Raw genomic sequence first — 16,407 nt, 5'->3', positions numbered from 1 at the left:
CGCTCTCTCATCCCTTGTTTGCCGCGATTACACTTTGTTCTCGCGGCTTTTTTTTGCCTGCGTTTTGTCGGCCGACTATCTGATCAGACCACGACAAAGTGCTTCGCCCACCGCCTGTGCCCTGTTGGCAACGCCCAGCTTGGAGTAGATGGTCTTGAGGTGATACTTCACCGTCGATTCCGATACGTCGCGGATCATCGAGATCTCCCAGGCCGTTTTCCCGTCTCTGGCCCACTGCAACACTTCCAGTTCGCGATGAGTCAGACCGCGTGAACAGAACTTCAGACCACGCGCGACACTGTGCAGCACTGGCATGAGACTGCTCATGAGGTACTTTTGTTCAGCGCTGATGGGACGCTCAACTTCGCCCAGGGTACAGACCGATGTCACGCTGTCGGCACCACGGCAATGATTGGTGTAGCCGTAGGAGATGGCCGGAAGCAGTTCACAGGCATCGACGAGCTCGTTATAAAAGGCGGAGACCGGGTATTGCCTGAACGCATCCTGCCAGTTCAGGAAGCCCAGTTGATTGCGATAACAACGGATCACCGGGTCCTGCGTGATCAAATCGTGCTGGCGGTAGGCCTCGCCCCAGGCATCGTCGACGCTGGACGTGATGAATGTCAGCAACACCGGGCCCTTGAACTGAAAGAACATCGCGCGCTCGCTGCTGCATTCGCGCCGTAACCACTCAAGTGCGTTTTCGATGGCAGTCTGCCCATCGAGCTCGGTAATCGTGCTCACCATCTGCTGTATCAATAAGTCCCTGGTTGCGCTTTCTGTCATGGCACTGCCCATCGCTGCCGCTCCTTCTTCGCCCGGCAGTCGGTACAGGTGTTGTCCGTGACCCCGGTGACGATGGCGCAGAACTTACACGAATAATCACGTTGAAAAACCGCGAACAGAACAAACAGATTCAACGCACTTTCGACCAGGCAACAGCTCACTCGATAACAGGAAAAGACCTACAAAAGTAATGTGTGAGCCTTGTGGCAGGCATATTTCAATGCAGCGGCATCAGGGCGATGCCGCGCACAGCAGGCGGGAGTTTTCTAGAAGGACGCTGGATCGATAAGCGCAAAACTGGCCACATGTCGGTGCCCGGCAAGTGCCCCGCCATCACGCGCAAGACCACATGTGGCCATGCCGGCGGACTGTGCGGCATCGAGTTCTTCGACGATATCCGACAGGAACAGAATCTCCCCGGCAGGACAGTCCATTGCCTGCGCTATCGTCCGGTAGGACTGCGCTTCGCGTTTGGGGCCGGACGTCGTATCGAAGTAACCGCTGAACAGGCCGGACAGGTCGCCCGCCTCGGAGCAGCCGAAAATCAATTGTTGAGCCTGAATCGAGCCCGAGGAATAAACGTAAAGCCGGTAACCCTGTTGATGCCAGTGTTTCAAGGCCTCGACAGCATCCGGATAAACATGGCCCTTGAGCTGTCCGGCGCTGTAGCCCTGCTCCCAGACCATGCCCTGCAGGGCCTTGAGCGGTGTGGCCTTGCGGTCCTCGGCGATCCACTCCAGCAGAAGTGCAATGACGCGCTCGACATCAGCGTCCGGTTCAGCGGCCTGCTCGCGTACCGCCTGCAGCTGCTGCGCCACGGCCGGTTGCTCGGCATTTTCGCGAACGAATGCGGGCAAGTGCTTTCTGGCGAACGGAAACAACACGTCGAACACGAAACTCACTGCACTGGTGGTGCCTTCGATATCCGTGAGGATAGCTTTGATGGGCATCAGAATCGGGCTCCTCTCAGTCTTCCAGCCGTGGAAAACGGCCGGCAATGTCTTCACCGGTAAAATTGGCCACCCAGCCTTCAGGGTTGTTGAACAGGCGGATGGCAACGAAGTGCGGGTTTTCGCCCATATCGAACCAGTGCCGCGTGCCGGCCGGTACGGAAATCAAGTCGTTCTTTTCACACAACACGGCGTACACATAGTCGTCGATGTGCAGGGTGAACAAGCCGCGCCCGGCGACAAAAAAGCGTACTTCGTCTTCACCGTGGCGGTGCTCTTCAAGAAATTTGGCGCGCAATTCGGCTTTTTGCGGATGATCGCTGTTGAGACTGATGACGTCCACGGTGACATAACCGCGCTCGGTCATCAGCTTGTCGATCTGGGTGCGATAGGCGCTGATCACCTCTTCCTGACTGGCACCGGGGGTGATCGGCGTCGCGGCCTCCCAGCGGTCGAACGCAACCCCTTGCTCGGCCAGCGTCGACGCGATGTCTTCCAGATGGGTCAGCACCTTGTTGGGCATATCAGGGCTTGAAACGTGATAAACGGACAGGCTGCTCATGCGTGAAATCCTCGGTTTGGTGCAACGCCTTCCGGCTTTTACAGGCCGGTCAGGCTTACAGGCTGGTTTGGGCGGGATACGATCAGCGGTTCAATACCGCGCGCATTTTCAGTTCGCACTCGAACAGGAACTCGAACGCTTCGATCTGGCGCAAGGCGTCGCTCATTTTAGCGCCCCAGGTGTAGAGGCCATGACCGCGGATCAGGTAGCCGGCGCACTCGGGATGGGCGTCCAGCCAAGGCTGCACCTTTGCCGCGAGGCGGGCAATATCCTGATCGTTGTCGAAAATCGGCACCACGACCTGCGACTCATGAGTCACCACGCCGCTAAAGGCCTTTTGCAGTTCGTAATCCTCGAACACCAGATGATCGGCCGTGGTCAGCCTCGACAACACGGTCGCGTTGACCGAGTGGGTGTGCAGCACGGCGCCGACCTGCGGCCTGCAGCTGTACAACTGGGTATGCAGCAAGGTCTCGGCAGACGGTTTTTTACCGGGTTCCAGGCTGTTGCCAGCCAGATCGGTGGCCAACACATCGTCAGGGCCCAACTGGCCCTTGTGCTTGCCGGACACGGTCAACAGCGCCTCGCTGGCAGAAAGACGCGCAGAGTAATTGCTGCTGGTGGCAGGCGACCAGCCACGGCCGTACAGAAAACGCCCGGCCTCGATGATTTCCAGGCTCAATTGTTCGCGGCTCATACACCTTCCTCTTTCTTGGGTGTGACAATCATGACGGCAGCGGCCAAGGCTGCAAGGCTGGCGATGGCAAAGGTCCAGACCGGGCCCAGTGCGTTCCAGCTGTAACCGGAATACAGAGCACCCAACGCCCCGCCGACGCCGGACAAGGCGGCATAAAGCGCCTGCCCTTGACCTTGCTGACGCGGACCGAAGCTACTTTGCACGAAGTGAATGGCAGCGGCGTGAAAGCTGCCGAATGTCGCGGCGTGCATCACCTGCGCAATCAGCAGCGCGGTGAGGTGATCGGCAAACAGCCCCAGCAGCAGCCAGCGCAATGCGGCCAGCAGAAAGCTGGCGAAGAGTACCTGGCGCACGGTGAAGCGCTGCAGAATCCGACTCATGACCGTGAACATCAGCACTTCGGCCACCACGCCGACCGCCCACAGCAGGCCGATCAGGCCCCGGCTGTAACCAAGCGCTTCGAGGTGCAGGGTCAAAAAGGTGTAATACGGGCCATGGCTGAGCACCATCAGCGCGACACTGAGGTAGAACGCCAATACACCGGGGCGCGTCAGTTGCCTGAGAAAGCCGCCCGGCCCGGTTTCAAGGCTCGACGGTGCTGGATGCGCATTCGGCACCCACCAGCTGCTGACAACGATACCGGACATGATCGCCAGTGCGATGTAGGGGAACAGGTCCAGGCTGAACCATTCGAACACCCGCCCCAGCACCACGACCGCCAGAATGAAACCGATCGAGCCCCACAGGCGGATCTGGCTGTAACGCGAGGTCTGGCCTTGCAGGTGTGCCAGGGTGATGACTTCGAACTGCGGCAGCACGGCGTGCCAGAAGAACGCGTAGAGCGCCATGACCATCGCCAGCCAGGCATAGCTTTTTTCGACCAGGATCAGCGAAAACGCCAGTAATGTGCAGATGGCGCCAGACCGCACAATGGTCAGACGCCAACCGGTGTGATCACCCAGCCACCCCCAGAGATTGGGCGCAACGCAGCGCATCAGCATGGGGATGGCGACCAGTTCGCCGATCCGTGCGCTGGAAAAACCCAGATGATGCAGGTAAAGGGCCATGAAAGGCGCCGACAGGCCCAGCAAGGCGAAATAGCATACGTAGAACCCGGACAGCCGCCAGTAAGGCAGCTGTCCGCCGGCAGGTTGCGCCACGCTAGCAGTCCGCAACCGTAACAGCGTGCATTACACCTGCCCCAGCACAGGCGTGTTGACGCTGACGTCAGCGTTCTGACCGCGATGACGCAGCAGATGATCCAGCAGAACGATGGCCATCATTGCCTCGGCAATCGGTGTGGCACGGATGCCGACACACGGGTCATGCCGACCTTTGGTGATCACGTCGGCGGCGTTGCCATCGACATCGATCGAACGCCCTGGCGTGGTGATGCTGGAGGTCGGCTTGAGCGCCAGATGCGCGATGATCGGCTGGCCGGAGGAAATGCCGCCGAGAATGCCGCCCGCGTGATTGGACAGGAAACCCTGGGGCGTCATCTCGTCGCGGTGCTCGGTGCCGCGCTGGGCAACACAGTCGAAACCGGCACCGATCTCCACACCCTTGACCGCGTTGATGCTCATCAGCGCGTGGGCGAGCTCAGCGTCCAGACGATCGAAGATCGGCTCGCCGAGCCCCGGCATCACGCCTTCTGCGACCACGGTGATTTTCGCACCGACCGAGTCCTGATCACGGCGCAGCTGGTCCATGTAGGCTTCCAGTTCCGGCACCTTGTCAGGGTCGGGGCAGAAAAACGCGTTGTCTTCGACCGAATCCCAGGTCTTGAACGGGATCTGGATCGGGCCAAGCTGGCTCATGTAGCCGCGAATGACGATGCCCTGGCTTGCCAGATACTTCTTGGCAATGGCCCCTGCGGCCACACGCATGGCGGTTTCCCTTGCCGAACTGCGGCCACCACCGCGGTAATCGCGGATGCCGTACTTGTGGTGATAGGTGTAATCGGCGTGGGCCGGGCGGAACAGGTCCTTGATCGCCGAATAGTCCTTGGACTTCTGATCGGTGTTGCGGATCAGCAGGCCGATGGACGCACCAGTGGTCTTGCCCTCGAAGACACCCGAGAGAATCTCGACTTCATCGGCCTCCTGACGCTGCGTGGTATGGCGGCTGGTGCCCGGCTTGCGCCGATCCAGGTCGCGCTGCAGGTCTTGCAGGTCCAGCTCCAGCCCCGGCGGGCAGCCGTCGACGATAGCGACCAGCGCCGGGCCGTGGCTTTCGCCGGCGGTGGTGACAGTGAACAGCTTGCCGAAAGTGTTGCCGGACATGCGGGCGCTCCGAAAAATCAGCCAAAAAACCAGATCGTTAAACCAAGCGCGCCAGTATACGCAGGCTCGCGGTTCAGTTCATCCTCGAACCTTCTGTCACGGCGTGCGTCCAAGCGTGACTCCCCCAATGATGGCCTTGCGATGTTATCCGGTATTTCCCTGCTTCGAGTTCCCAACGCGCTGCGTCTGCTGGCCCTGCCGATAACCCTGATCCTGAGCCTGGCCGCCGCGACCGCCAGCGCTGCGGCCCCCGGCACGGTGCAGCGGCCGATAAGCGTGGACACCGAAAACGGCAAGCTGTACGGCACGCTGCTGATGCCGCGTTCCGACAAACCGGTGCCGGTGGTGCTGATCGTCGCCGGTTCCGGCCCCACCGACCGCGACGGCAACAACCCGGAAGGTGGACGCAACGACAGCATGAAACGCCTGGCAGTGATCCTGGCCAGCAACAATATCGCCAGCGTGCGCTACGACAAACGTGGCGTCGCGGCCAGCAAGGCGGTCACACCGGATGAACGCAACCTGAGCGTCGAGCGCTACGTGGCCGATGTCCAGCTCTGGGCCAGAGCACTGAAAGCCAACCCGCGCCTGGGCCAGTTGATTCTGTTGGGCCACAGCGAAGGTGCGCTGGTGGCGACGCTGGCGGCTGAGAAGGTAGGTGCAGCAGCGCTGATTTCCGTGGCCGGCACCGGACGCCCGGTGGATCAGGTGCTGCGTGAACAGTTTCAGGAGCGCCTGCCACCGGACCTGCTGCAGCGCAGCGATCAGTTGCTCGACGAACTCAAGGCTGGCAAGACCGATGACAACGTGCCCGCCGAGCTGGAAGTGGTGTTCCGCCCCAGTGTCCAGCCGTACCTGATCTCGCTGTTCCGCCAGGATCCGGCGGCGGCTTTCGGTGCCTTGCACATTCCGGCGCTGATCGTTCAGGGTCGCAACGATATTCAGGTCGGTGTGGGCGACGCGCTGCTGCTGCAGAAAGCCAAACCGGACGCCCAACTGGCCCTGATCGACGGCATGAATCATGTGCTGCGCATCGTCCCGGACGATTTGCAGCAGCAACTGCTCTCCTACCGCAATCCGACCCAGCCGCTGGCCAGTGAAGTGACCGAGCGGATCCTGAGCTTCATCAAGGCACTCCCTGCCCCGGACGCCCCACACGGAAAAAAGATCTGACGCGCACGAGTCAATAGCCCTTCAGTCCTGGCAAATCTGGCCGATAGCAATGTGCTGGCCCTGTGTTCCGGCACCTTAGTGTTTCGGCACCTTTATGCCCCGGCAAACATGCTCCGGGGCAAGGCCCAGGAAAGGACACCCTTATGACAGACGCAACTACCATGACTGAAACCCTCGCAGAACCGGCCAGCGCAGAAGTCGCAGTGCCAGTACCCCCGCAGCCGTGGGAAGACGTTCTGCCCGAAAGCTTTCAGATGCTGCGTCTGTCGCCACTGCCTACCGACCGTGCTACCGGCGGCCGCCCTCTGCGCTTCGTACAGTTCGGGCGTGCCGAGCGGCACAGCAAGGCCTTGAGCCTGCTGCGGATCACGGTGCAATTGCCAGGTCAGCGGGTCCGCAAGGAACAGAACCATCTGGATATCTGGGCCGACCACGAAAAGCGCATGGTGCGCTTCGGTCCCGAGTCAGGCTTGCAGATCGAGCCATGGAACCGCGGCATCGGGCGCTTCATGATTGCGCATGCGGTGCATTGGGCGCAGAAAAGATGGTCTTCCTACAAGATTGAAGGCGTGGCGCTGGCCAGCAAGGACGGTCTGAACGAAGACACACGTCTGCGTCGCGATCACTTTCTGCGCACTCTGGGCTTTGAAGTGACGTATGCCGATGCCCAGCACATGAAAGGCGCGATCAAGGATGTACACGTCGGCAACCTGCACAGCACCTGGAACAACGACAAGGTGCAGATCATCGAGATTCTCGAAGCCTCGCAAATGCTGGAAAAGGCCGAGAAAAACCTGATCGAACAGGAGGTGACGATCCGTCAGCATGAAGACCGGGTGAGCAAATACAAGCGTGAGGACAGCGGCCTGCGCTTCACGATTGCCTGCCTGGTGACCTTCGCGGTCTTTCAGGCCGGACTGCTGATCTGGATCGCGACGCACCGATAAAAGACACGCCGATAAAAAGGGAGGCTGATATCAGCCTCCCTTTGGTCTCAGCCGCTTATCGCAGTTGTTGAGCTCAAACCTTCGACTGGAACAATGCCTGATGGTCGCGGCACTGTTCTGCCGTGAGCATGAACACACCATGCCCGCCCCGCTGGAAGTCCAGCCAGGCGAAATCGACCTCCGGATACAGCGCCTGCACGTGCACCTGGCTATTGCCGACCTCGACAATCAACAGGCCCTTCTCGTTGAGATGATCGGCGGCCTGGGCGAGCATGCGGCGGACCAGGTTCAGGCCATCGCTGCCACAGGCCAGCGCCAGCTCCGGCTCATGCTGATACTCGTCAGGCATATCGGCAAAGTCTTCGGCGTCCACATAGGGCGGGTTGGAAACGATCAGGTCAAAGCGCTGACCCGGCAGGCCGTCGAATCCGTCGCCCTGAACGGTGTAGACCCGGTCCTCCATGCCGTGACGTTCGATGTTCTGGTTGGCCACTTCCAGCGCGTCGTAGGACAGGTCGGCCAGGGCCACCTCGGCTTCCGGGAACACATCGGCACAGGCGATACCGATGCAACCGGAGCCAGTGCACAGGTCGAGAATCCGCGCCGGCTCGTCGGCCAGCCAAGGGGCGAAACGCTCTTCGATCAGCTCGGCAATAGGTGAGCGCGGGATCAGGACGCGGTCATCGACAATGAACGACATGCCACAGAACCAGGCCTCGCCCAGCAGGTATGGGGTCGGCACACGGTCATCGATGCGCCGCTTGATCAAGCGTTGCAGTTCGGATATTTCGTCGACTTCCAGGCGGCAATCCAGGTAGCTGTCGGCAATTTCCCAAGGCAGGTGCAGTGCGCCCAGTACCAGTTGCCGCGCTTCATCCCAGGCATTGTCGGTGCCATGACCGAAAAATACGTCTTCCTCGTGAAAGCGGCTGACGGCCCAGCGTATATGGTCGCGCACGGTACGCAGACGGGAAGTGATCATGGACAAACTCCTTGAAAGGCACGAACTGTTGTAAGACGAGCCTCGGTGAACAGTCTGGTTACGAACAACGTGCATTCTTCGTACCCGATAGGCGGGGAAGTTTCCATGATTCGCGTACCGCCATCAAGGCAAACCGCCATCCATCCCCTCCTCCAACTGCCCTGCAGGCCATAAAAACCGTGGCTTGCGATGGTTGCCATTCCCAGAACGCTTCAGCCAGAGGACAATGTCGCAAAAGCCCCACACCAAGGAGCCCGTGAATGTCCGATTTAAAGACCATGTTTCAACTCAGTGGCCGGGTGCATGCGCCTGCCCATCTGAGTAACGCGACGCTGATCATCATCGACGCGCAAAAAGAATACCTTCGCGGCCCGCTGGCCCTGACCGGCGTCAGGGAAGCGATGGCCAACATCGGCCGACTGGTCGAAAAAGCACGGGCGGTCAAGTGCCCGATTGTTCACATCCGCCATCTGGGCACTGTGGGCGGCCCGTTCGATCCACATGGCGAGCGCGGCGAACTGGTGCCGGAGCTGTTGCCGCAGGGTGATGAACATCTGGTCGAAAAACGCCTGCCCAATGCCTTCAATGGCACCGGACTGCATGAACTGCTGCAGAGCCTGGGGCACCTGGACCTGATCGTCTGCGGCTTCATGAGCCATTCGAGTATCAGCACCACGGTTCGCGCCACCAAGGACTACGGCTATCGCTGCACCCTGGTCGACGATGCCTGCGCAACCCGTGACCTGCCGAGCCCGCACGGTGTGGTCAGCGCTGAGGTCGTGCACAGGACCGAGATGGCAATCATGGCCGACAACTTCGCCACCCTGGCTCTGACCAAAGACCTTGTCTGACGCTACACAGGCGAAGGAGCGTGTGACAGCGTTCACATAACCGCCCATCCTTTGCCGTCATGGATCGTCCCGGAGGCGGGAACCACCCCTCCTTCCCCGGGTCAGAGCGCCGATACTCCATTGAGCTGATACCTGTTGAGGAAAAGGCATGAAAACGTCAGATGGTTTCGATGCACGTCGCCTGCGCCCCAGGGGTCAGGGCAACTGGGGCAAACGCATCGGCACGCTGATCGCACTGCTCCTTGTGGTCGCAGGCCTGTTGCTGGCAGTTGCCGGTGCATCCAGCCTCACGGTTCACCCGCAGATGCTGGGCGAACTGAATGCCAGCCCGGGCGGCGCGGCGTTTGTCGCCATCGGCGGATTGCTGGTGCTGTACATGGGCGTCTGGCTATGGCGCCGCTGCCGTCGTCAGCGCAGTGGCGGCGGCTTGAGTATCTCTTCGCATCTGATGAAAAAACACAACTGACCCTCTCGCCTGAGCGGTTAGAATGGCCTCCTTCGCGGAGGCCACATGCAAGACGACGATTTTTCCCTGTTCAGAAGCGAGACACGCGGCGTCAAGCCGCTCAAGCATGAACACGCCGATGTCGGCAAACCCAAGACCGATCGAAAAATGCTGGCCCGTCTGCGCCAGTCGGCAACCGTGCGTACCGACTCGGTGACCGTCGACGGCTTGTCGGATCAATTCGTGATCGACGTCGGTCCTGAGGATATCCTGAGCTGGTCGCGTGACGGCGTGCAGGAAGGTCAGATGCGCAAGCTCAAACTCGGGCAGATCAGCTTCGAGGGCAGCCTTGACCTGCATGGCATGAGCGTGGAAGTGGCGCGAGAGACGCTGTGGGAGTTTCTGGCTGAAGCGACGCGTCTGGAAATACGCTGCGTACGTGTCACCCATGGCAAGGCGGTACGCCTGGACGGCAAGCGACCGATGATCAAAAGCCACGTCAACACCTGGCTGCGTCAGCATCCGCAGGTACTGGGCTTTTGTTCATGCCTGGCCAAGCATGGCGGTGCGGGTGCGGTGTACGTGATACTCAGGCGCACCATGATGGAAGGGCGCGACGAGTAGAACCCGCCGCGCCCTTCCAGTCAGTCAGACCCTGTACGCCGGGCAGCGAACCGCCGCCCTGCTGGTGAGTCAGCGACCCGGGCCAGGGCCGCCAGGACCAGGGCCACCGCCTTCATGGTGACCGCCACCGCCGCCGCCATGTCCGCCCGGGCCAGGCCAGAACGGCCAGCAGCCGGAAACGGACGACAGTACAATCGCGAACAACGCTATTTTTGCTACTCGACTCAACATCCGGGTTTACTCTCTAGACAGGCAATGGATTGATGACCTGCCTACTCAGACCGTGATGGACGTCAGAAGTGGGTAGCGATCTGGTCGCCAACGTGTAAGCGAGAGGATACAAAAGCTGTAAAAGCGGATTTCCAAGGGCAAACAAGACACGGGCCGTCAGACACAAAAAAGCCATATGGCCTTGGCCTGACTCAGGCGATTAACTGCCGTGGCCTAGCTCTCGCAGGCGTTCAGAACCAGACCTTGAATGCAAGCCATGAAAAAACCAGAGCAAATACTGCACCGGATGCAGCAGACACCAGGACGTTTCGTGGTTCATGGGCAGACATATTGCGGACCTCGTTGCCCAACTGCTCAAGGTCTTCGCGCATCCGCTTTATGACTTGATCGTGACTCATACTCATCTTCTCTCGAAATGCCGATTCGTGCGTTATGTGCACACCTTCGCTTGGTCCAGCGACGCTGGAAAGCACCTGGCTATAGCGCAATGCCGGGCAAAGTCTAAAAACCGGAGCTGATTGCGAAAGCATTACGAGGCCACGGCAGTACAACTGCGAGCACACCTACGCTACCATGTGCCCAATCGCCGGGATAAACCCCGCATTCATCGCCAATCAACGAGATCCGCAGGTCACGTATGCGAAATCGCCCAATTCCACTGGAGCGGGATCGGCAAACGGGACACCAGTTCGATTGGTAAAAAATCGGTACAGCCCCAAACGTACCGCTCTGAAACCTATACGGAATCACCCTCTGTGACACTGGAACAGAATTACACCGCCATCCTCGGGCAACTGGGCGAGGACGTCTCGCGCGAAGGTCTGCTGGACACCCCCAAGCGCGCCGCCAAGGCCATGCAGTATCTGTGTCGCGGCTACGCGCAGACCCTGGAAGAAGTGACCAACGGCGCGCTGTTCAGCTCCGATGCCAGTGAAATGGTGATGGTCAAGGACATCGAGCTGTACTCACTGTGCGAGCACCATCTGCTGCCGTTCATTGGCAAGGCACACGTGGCCTACATCCCGCAGGGCAAGGTGCTTGGTTTGTCGAAAGTAGCGCGGATCGTCGACATGTATGCCCGCCGTCTGCAGATCCAGGAAAACCTGAGCCGCCAGATCGCCGAGGCCATTCAGCAGGTCACCGGCGCGCTGGGCGTTGCGGTGGTGATCGAAGCCAAGCACATGTGCATGATGATGCGTGGCGTCGAGAAGCAGAACTCGGCCATGATCACCTCGGTGATGCTGGGCGAGTTCCGTGAAAACGCGGCCACCCGCAGCGAGTTTCTCAGCCTGATCAAGTGACCGTTCAGCCTGCGTTCACCTGCCGTGAGGCACGCTGAATGCACGGCTGGCCACGCCACCGCCCGCAAGAGGTATGACCTTGTTCATGAAAGCGTTAAGAGTCGGCCTCGGCCAACTCGTCATCGGCATTGATTTCCTGACTCGCCCGAGCAGGAAAAAACGTGACCCGCAGGCCCAGGCGGCTGTCGCTGAAGCGGCTCAGGACCTGACGCTGTATCAGTTCCATGCCTGCCCGTTCTGCGTGAAGACGCGTCGCGCCCTGCGCCGCCTGAATGTTCCGGTCGCGTTGCGCGATGCGAAAAACAATGAGCTTGATCGCCAGACACTGCTCAACGAGGGCGGCAGGATCAAGGTGCCTTGCCTGCGCATCGAGGAAGGCGACAAAACCGTATGGATGTATGAATCCAAGGTGATCATCGACTATTTGAACCAGCGCTTCGGAGCGATCTGACCGCTGTTTGCCCGGCGCCTCTCAGCGCGGGCAACCTTCCTCGCGGCAAGCCACATAGGCTTGCAGCTGCTTGAGACGCACACGGGTCTGCTCGGCCAGGCATTGCGATTGCAGCAACGGCCAGACAGAGCCTGAATCCTCGGGCTTGCCCGCCTGATACAGGCAATCGGCATCACGCAGGGCTATCCACTTTCGTTGTGCGTCCTTGAGTGCCTGCTTTTTCGCCGGGGTCTTCAACCACGCCATTTGCGCGTTGTACTGCTTGTTGAGCTCGGCATCGAGCGCTGCCTGCTGATTGGCAGCGCAGCGGTTCATGCTGGCCTGATTGGCGTCGCAGTCCTCGGCCTGGGCCGAGCAGCCGATACCCAGCGCAATGAAAGCACCCAGAAGTACGATTGAAACGCGCATACATTTCCCTTTGTTCAAATGACGGATGTGTCAGTCCAGCATACCGATATAACCCGGCTGTGCCTTGACCCGACCCAGCCAACGGCGGATCCCGGTATAGGGTGCCAGATCGAAACCGCCCTGATGCGCGACGTGGGTGTAGGCATACAAGGCAATGTCGGCGATGGAGAAATTCTCGCCGACCAGAAACGGCGTACGGTCGAGCTGCTGCTCCATGACCGCCAGTGCGCGATAGCCGGCTTTCTGCATGGCGCGATACTCGGTCATGCGTTCAGCCGGCAAGCCCAGGTAGAACTGGATGAAACGGGCCACCGCGACCGACGGCTCATGGCTGTACTGTTCGAAGAACTGCCATTGCAGCACCTGGGTGCGCAACCTCGGTTCGCTTGGCAGGTACGAAGAGCCGTCAGCCAGAAAGTTGAGAATCGCGTTGGACTCCCACAGGCAAGTGCCATCCTCCAGCTCCAGCACCGGAATCTTGCCGTTGGGGTTCTTTTCCAGAAACGCCGGGGTCTGTGTTTCGCCGTTGAGAATATCGACCGGCACCCACTCGTACTCACTGCCCAGCAGATTAAGCATCAGCTTGACCTTGTAGCAGTTGCCCGAGTTGTAATCGCCATAAACCTTGTACATCAGACTGCTCCCTTGCTGCGTCTATGTTGACGTCTTGAATCAGGCGGCTTGCAGAAGGTGTGCTGCGCGGACCACCGACGCCAGACGTTTTATACCCTCATCGAGCCGTGCAGGGTCGATATGGCTGAAATTGAGCCGCAAGTGACCGTGATTGGCGTCCGGATCGGCGAAAAAAGGTTCGCCCGGCATGAACGCCACATCGTGCGCCAGCGCTGCATCCAGCAAGGTGCGCGTATCCAGCGGCTGCTTCAGCGTCAACCAGAAGAACAGTCCGCCTTGCGGGCTGTTCCAGGTGGCCAGGTCTGAAAAATGCGTTTGCAAGGCACTCTCGAACGCATCACGACGGCCCCGGTAAAACTCGCACAGCGTCACCAGATGCTCACGATAGTGCTCAGTACCAATCCACTGCAAGGCCTGCCACTGGCCGAGGCGATTGGTATGCAGATCGGCCGACTGCTTCAGACGCAGCAAGTGCGGAAACAGATCGGGGCTGGCGATCAGATAACCCACCCGCAGGCCTGGCAGCAGTGTCTTGGAAACCGTGCCGGTATAAATCCAGCTGGCCGTTTTCAGACTGCTGACAATCGGCCTGGCACTGCCGCCGTCAAAACTTAGTTCACGGTACGGTTCGTCCTCGATCAACGTGACACCGAACTCATCGAGCAAGGCCGCAACGGCATCGCGACTGGCCTGGCTGTAGCGCACCGCCGAGGGGTTCTGGAACGTCGGGATGAGGTAGGCGAAGGCTGGTTTGTGCTGTTCCAGACGCTGACGCATCGCAAGCAGGTCCGGGCCTTCGGCCTGCAACGGCACGGTGATGCAGTCGGCGCCGAACAGCTGGAATATCTGCAACGCCGCCAGATAGGTGGGCGCCTCGAGGAGAATTTCGGTGCCTTTGTCGATATACAGCTTGGCGGCCAGGTCCAGTGTCTGCTGAGAACCACTGACCACCATTACCTGACGGGCGTCGCAGTCGATACCCAGAGCGCGGGCATCGGCGGCCAGCGCTTCACGCAGCGCAGGCTCGCCCTCGCTCATGCCGTACTGACCCAGCGCAACGGGCATGTCGGCCCACTCCACTTTGGGCAGCATTGACTCGGCGGGCAGCCCACCGGCGAACGACATCACTTCCGGGCGCTGAGCGGCGGCGAGGATCTCGCGAATCAGAGAACTTTTCAGACGGGAAACGCGTTCGGAGAAAGCCATGGCAGTTACCTGTAGCCGAGACAATTGGAAATACGTCAAACTGGTTGACTCAAATTACGACGATCAACCCGGATACGTCAACATGCTTGACCTTAAAAAACCTGCCAATCAACAAATGGCCATGGAAGCGTTCTTCTTCGGCTATCAGGCATTCACTGCCAAGGCTGATGAAATGCTGGCCAGACGCGGCTTCAGTCGCGTGCACCAGCGCATCGTATTTTTCATCGCCCGTTACCCCGGCCTGAGCGTCAAGGAGCTGCTCACCGTATTGGGCGTCAGCAAACAGGCCCTCAATGCCCCGCTACGTCAGCTGATCGCCATGAATCTGGTGCACAGCGCTGCCCCCGAAAATGACAAGCGCAAACGACTGCTGGGCCTCACCGATGAAGGCGCCCTCTTTGAACAGGGCTTGCGCCGCGAACAGGTCAAACTGCTGCAGCGGGTGTTCGCCGAAGCAGGTCAGGATGCCGTGGATGGCTGGCTGACGGTCAATCGGGCGCTGGGGCAGACCCTGCAATCCGGCGCCTGTCCGGCCGGGGCTGACGCCGAGTAAACGCCGCAGCTGCAACTGTGCTGGCGTTTACTCATGTCGCTGTATTGCAAGGCGCAGCAGCCATGCGTTTAGGCTTGGCGCCCTTTGCTACCTGCCCGTTTCAAGGAACGCCCAGCATGAACCAATCCCTGAAGGTGCCATTGCGCCCGCTGACAGACTCATCGCCGTCGGCGGTGGTTGCCGGTTTCATCGCCATGATGACCGGCTGCACCAGTTCGCTGGTGTTGATTTTCCAGGCGGGCCAGGCGGCAGGGCTGAGCAGCGTGCAGATTTCATCGTGGCTGTGGGCGCTGTTCATGGGCATGGCGGTGTGCAGCATCGGCCTCTCGCTGCGCTACCGCATGCCAATTACCGTGGCGTGGTCGACACCCGGCGCCGCACTGCTGATCACCAGCCTGGGCGGCGTCAGCTACCCGCAGGCCATTGGCGCGTTCATCACCAGCGCGCTGCTGGTGATTCTGTGCGGGGTGACCGGCAGTTTCGAGCGCATTGTGCGGCGTCTGCCAGCGTCGCTGGCTGCGGCCTTGCTGGCAGGGATTCTGTTCCGGATCGGCAGTGAGATCTTTATTGCCGCACAGCACCACACCAGCCTGGTAATGGGCATGTTTTTCACTTACCTGCTGGTCAAGCGCCTGTCGCCGCGCTACTCGGTGCTGCTCGCGCTGCTGGTCGGTATCGGCATCTCTGGCATGCTGGGTTTGCTGAACTTTGACGGCCTGGCGCTGGAAGTCGCCATACCGGTCTGGACCACCCCGGCGTTTTCATGGGCAGCGACAGTGAGCATTGGCATCCCGCTGTTCGTGGTGGCCATGACCTCGCAGAACATGCCGGGTGTGGCCGTGTTGCGAGCCGATGGCTACTTCCCGCCTGTTTCGCCGCTGATATCGGTGACAGGCTTTGCCTCATTGCTCACGGCACCGTTTGGCTGCCACGGGATCAATCTGGCCGCGATCAGTGCCGCCATCTGTACCAGCCCTCATGCGCACGAGGACAAGTCCAAACGCTATACAGCGGCGATCTGGTGCGGGATTTTCTATGCGATAGCCGGCATTTTCGGTGCCACCCTGGCGGGTCTGTTCAGTGCGTTCCCCAAGGAACTGATGCTCTCGATTGCCGCGCTGGCGCTGCTCGGGTCGATCACCAATGGCCTGACCGTTGCGATGGCCGAACCGAGGGAACGCGAACCCGCCTTGATCACCTTCATGGTAACCGCCTCGGGACTCACGCTGTTTTCCATAGGCTCGGCATTCTGGGGCATCGTCGCGGGTTTGCTGACCTTGCTGATCCTGAACACACGCAAGGCCGATTAGGCCAACCGCTGGCAG

The 16,407-nt window shown here is 60.1% G+C and carries 20 protein-coding genes; 9 read left to right on the top strand and 11 right to left on the bottom strand.

The window, feature by feature from the left end; genetic code table 11:
- Positions 1 to 75 precede the first annotated feature (75 nt).
- From PI739_RS04405 to aroC, 6 genes are all read right to left on the bottom strand, one after another.
- Positions 76 to 798 (bottom strand): helix-turn-helix transcriptional regulator, encoded by a 723-nt coding sequence (locus PI739_RS04405; RefSeq protein WP_271351507.1) that lies wholly within the window; start codon positions 796 to 798, stop codon positions 76 to 78.
- A gap of 254 nt (positions 799 to 1,052) precedes the next feature.
- A complete protein-coding gene (mtnC, locus tag PI739_RS04400) occupies positions 1,053 to 1,736 on the bottom strand; it encodes an acireductone synthase (RefSeq protein ID WP_103735599.1) in 684 nt (227 codons plus the stop codon).
- 16 nt (positions 1,737 to 1,752) lie between these two features.
- Complete coding sequence (locus tag PI739_RS04395; protein ID WP_054081134.1) at positions 1,753 to 2,298, bottom strand: 1,2-dihydroxy-3-keto-5-methylthiopentene dioxygenase; 546 nt, start codon at positions 2,296 to 2,298, stop codon at positions 1,753 to 1,755.
- A gap of 82 nt (positions 2,299 to 2,380) precedes the next feature.
- The gene (locus PI739_RS04390; RefSeq protein WP_003371534.1) at positions 2,381 to 2,995 is read right to left on the bottom strand and encodes a methylthioribulose 1-phosphate dehydratase; all 615 of its coding nucleotides are present in this window, start codon (positions 2,993 to 2,995) and stop codon (positions 2,381 to 2,383) included.
- Positions 2,992 to 4,155 carry an MFS transporter gene (locus tag PI739_RS04385; protein WP_003371532.1) on the bottom strand — a complete coding sequence of 388 codons (1,164 nt, stop codon included), beginning with the start codon at positions 4,153 to 4,155 and terminating at the stop codon, positions 2,992 to 2,994. Before PI739_RS04385 ends, PI739_RS04390 begins: the two co-directional genes overlap by 4 nt.
- Before the next feature lie 30 nt (positions 4,156 to 4,185).
- Positions 4,186 to 5,277: a chorismate synthase gene (gene aroC / locus PI739_RS04380; RefSeq protein ID WP_003436716.1), complete on the bottom strand. Its 1,092-nt coding sequence runs from the start codon at positions 5,275 to 5,277 to the stop codon at positions 4,186 to 4,188.
- A gap of 141 nt (positions 5,278 to 5,418) precedes the next feature.
- Between aroC and PI739_RS04375 the strand changes: the two genes are divergently transcribed.
- Entirely contained in the window at positions 5,419 to 6,450 is a 1,032-nt protein-coding gene (locus PI739_RS04375; protein ID WP_003436719.1) for an alpha/beta hydrolase, read from the top strand.
- Between the two features lie 143 nt (positions 6,451 to 6,593).
- Positions 6,594 to 7,397 carry a hypothetical protein gene (locus PI739_RS04370; protein WP_003315140.1) on the top strand — a complete coding sequence of 268 codons (804 nt, stop codon included), beginning with the start codon at positions 6,594 to 6,596 and terminating at the stop codon, positions 7,395 to 7,397.
- 73 nt (positions 7,398 to 7,470) lie between these two features.
- Here PI739_RS04370 and prmB read toward each other — a convergent pair whose 3' ends face one another.
- On the bottom strand, positions 7,471 to 8,379 hold the full coding sequence (prmB, locus tag PI739_RS04365; protein WP_003371525.1) for a 50S ribosomal protein L3 N(5)-glutamine methyltransferase: 909 nt from the start codon (positions 8,377 to 8,379) through the stop codon (positions 7,471 to 7,473).
- A gap of 260 nt (positions 8,380 to 8,639) precedes the next feature.
- Between prmB and PI739_RS04360 the strand changes: the two genes are divergently transcribed.
- The 3 genes from PI739_RS04360 to PI739_RS04350 all read left to right on the top strand — a co-directional run bounded on the left by PI739_RS04360 (position 8,640) and on the right by PI739_RS04350 (position 10,299).
- Positions 8,640 to 9,230 carry a cysteine hydrolase family protein gene (locus tag PI739_RS04360; RefSeq protein WP_003315142.1) on the top strand — a complete coding sequence of 197 codons (591 nt, stop codon included), beginning with the start codon at positions 8,640 to 8,642 and terminating at the stop codon, positions 9,228 to 9,230.
- A gap of 148 nt (positions 9,231 to 9,378) precedes the next feature.
- Positions 9,379 to 9,696 (top strand): hypothetical protein, encoded by a 318-nt coding sequence (locus tag PI739_RS04355; protein WP_003371523.1) that lies wholly within the window; start codon positions 9,379 to 9,381, stop codon positions 9,694 to 9,696.
- 45 nt (positions 9,697 to 9,741) lie between these two features.
- The gene (locus PI739_RS04350) at positions 9,742 to 10,299 is read left to right on the top strand and encodes a Smr/MutS family protein (protein ID WP_003436724.1); all 558 of its coding nucleotides are present in this window, start codon (positions 9,742 to 9,744) and stop codon (positions 10,297 to 10,299) included.
- Between the two features lie 461 nt (positions 10,300 to 10,760).
- Here PI739_RS04350 and PI739_RS04345 read toward each other — a convergent pair whose 3' ends face one another.
- Positions 10,761 to 10,928 (bottom strand): hypothetical protein, encoded by a 168-nt coding sequence (locus tag PI739_RS04345; protein ID WP_003371518.1) that lies wholly within the window; start codon positions 10,926 to 10,928, stop codon positions 10,761 to 10,763.
- 357 nt (positions 10,929 to 11,285) lie between these two features.
- Here PI739_RS04345 and folE point away from each other — a divergent pair, with 357 nt between their 5' ends.
- Positions 11,286 to 11,831: a GTP cyclohydrolase I FolE gene (folE, locus tag PI739_RS04340; protein WP_010427107.1), complete on the top strand. Its 546-nt coding sequence runs from the start codon at positions 11,286 to 11,288 to the stop codon at positions 11,829 to 11,831.
- Positions 11,832 to 11,904: 73 nt separating this feature from the next.
- Positions 11,905 to 12,282 (top strand): glutaredoxin family protein, encoded by a 378-nt coding sequence (locus PI739_RS04335; RefSeq protein ID WP_003315148.1) that lies wholly within the window; start codon positions 11,905 to 11,907, stop codon positions 12,280 to 12,282.
- Positions 12,283 to 12,303: 21 nt separating this feature from the next.
- Here the strand turns inward: PI739_RS04335 and PI739_RS04330 are convergent, their stop codons facing one another.
- From PI739_RS04330 to PI739_RS04320, 3 genes are read right to left on the bottom strand one after another with little or no spacing between them, the layout of a single operon-like run.
- A complete protein-coding gene (locus PI739_RS04330) occupies positions 12,304 to 12,690 on the bottom strand; it encodes a lysozyme inhibitor LprI family protein (protein WP_271351506.1) in 387 nt (128 codons plus the stop codon).
- A gap of 30 nt (positions 12,691 to 12,720) precedes the next feature.
- Positions 12,721 to 13,323 (bottom strand): glutathione S-transferase family protein, encoded by a 603-nt coding sequence (locus PI739_RS04325; protein ID WP_271351505.1) that lies wholly within the window; start codon positions 13,321 to 13,323, stop codon positions 12,721 to 12,723.
- A 39-nt stretch (positions 13,324 to 13,362) separates the two neighbouring features.
- A complete protein-coding gene (locus PI739_RS04320) occupies positions 13,363 to 14,529 on the bottom strand; it encodes an aminotransferase-like domain-containing protein (protein ID WP_003436731.1) in 1,167 nt (388 codons plus the stop codon).
- An 82-nt stretch (positions 14,530 to 14,611) separates the two neighbouring features.
- Between PI739_RS04320 and PI739_RS04315 the strand changes: the two genes are divergently transcribed.
- Both PI739_RS04315 and PI739_RS04310 read left to right on the top strand, forming a co-directional pair.
- Positions 14,612 to 15,082 (top strand): MarR family transcriptional regulator, encoded by a 471-nt coding sequence (locus tag PI739_RS04315; protein WP_042931015.1) that lies wholly within the window; start codon positions 14,612 to 14,614, stop codon positions 15,080 to 15,082.
- A gap of 116 nt (positions 15,083 to 15,198) precedes the next feature.
- Entirely contained in the window at positions 15,199 to 16,392 is a 1,194-nt protein-coding gene (locus PI739_RS04310; RefSeq protein ID WP_024663024.1) for a benzoate/H(+) symporter BenE family transporter, read from the top strand.
- Positions 16,393 to 16,407 lie beyond the last annotated feature (15 nt).

The organism is Pseudomonas cerasi (assembly GCF_027983475.1).
In the GTDB taxonomy this organism is placed as follows: Bacteria; Pseudomonadota; Gammaproteobacteria; order Pseudomonadales; family Pseudomonadaceae; genus Aquipseudomonas; species Aquipseudomonas cerasi.
This window is presented reverse-complemented; position numbering and strand designations above follow the sequence as displayed.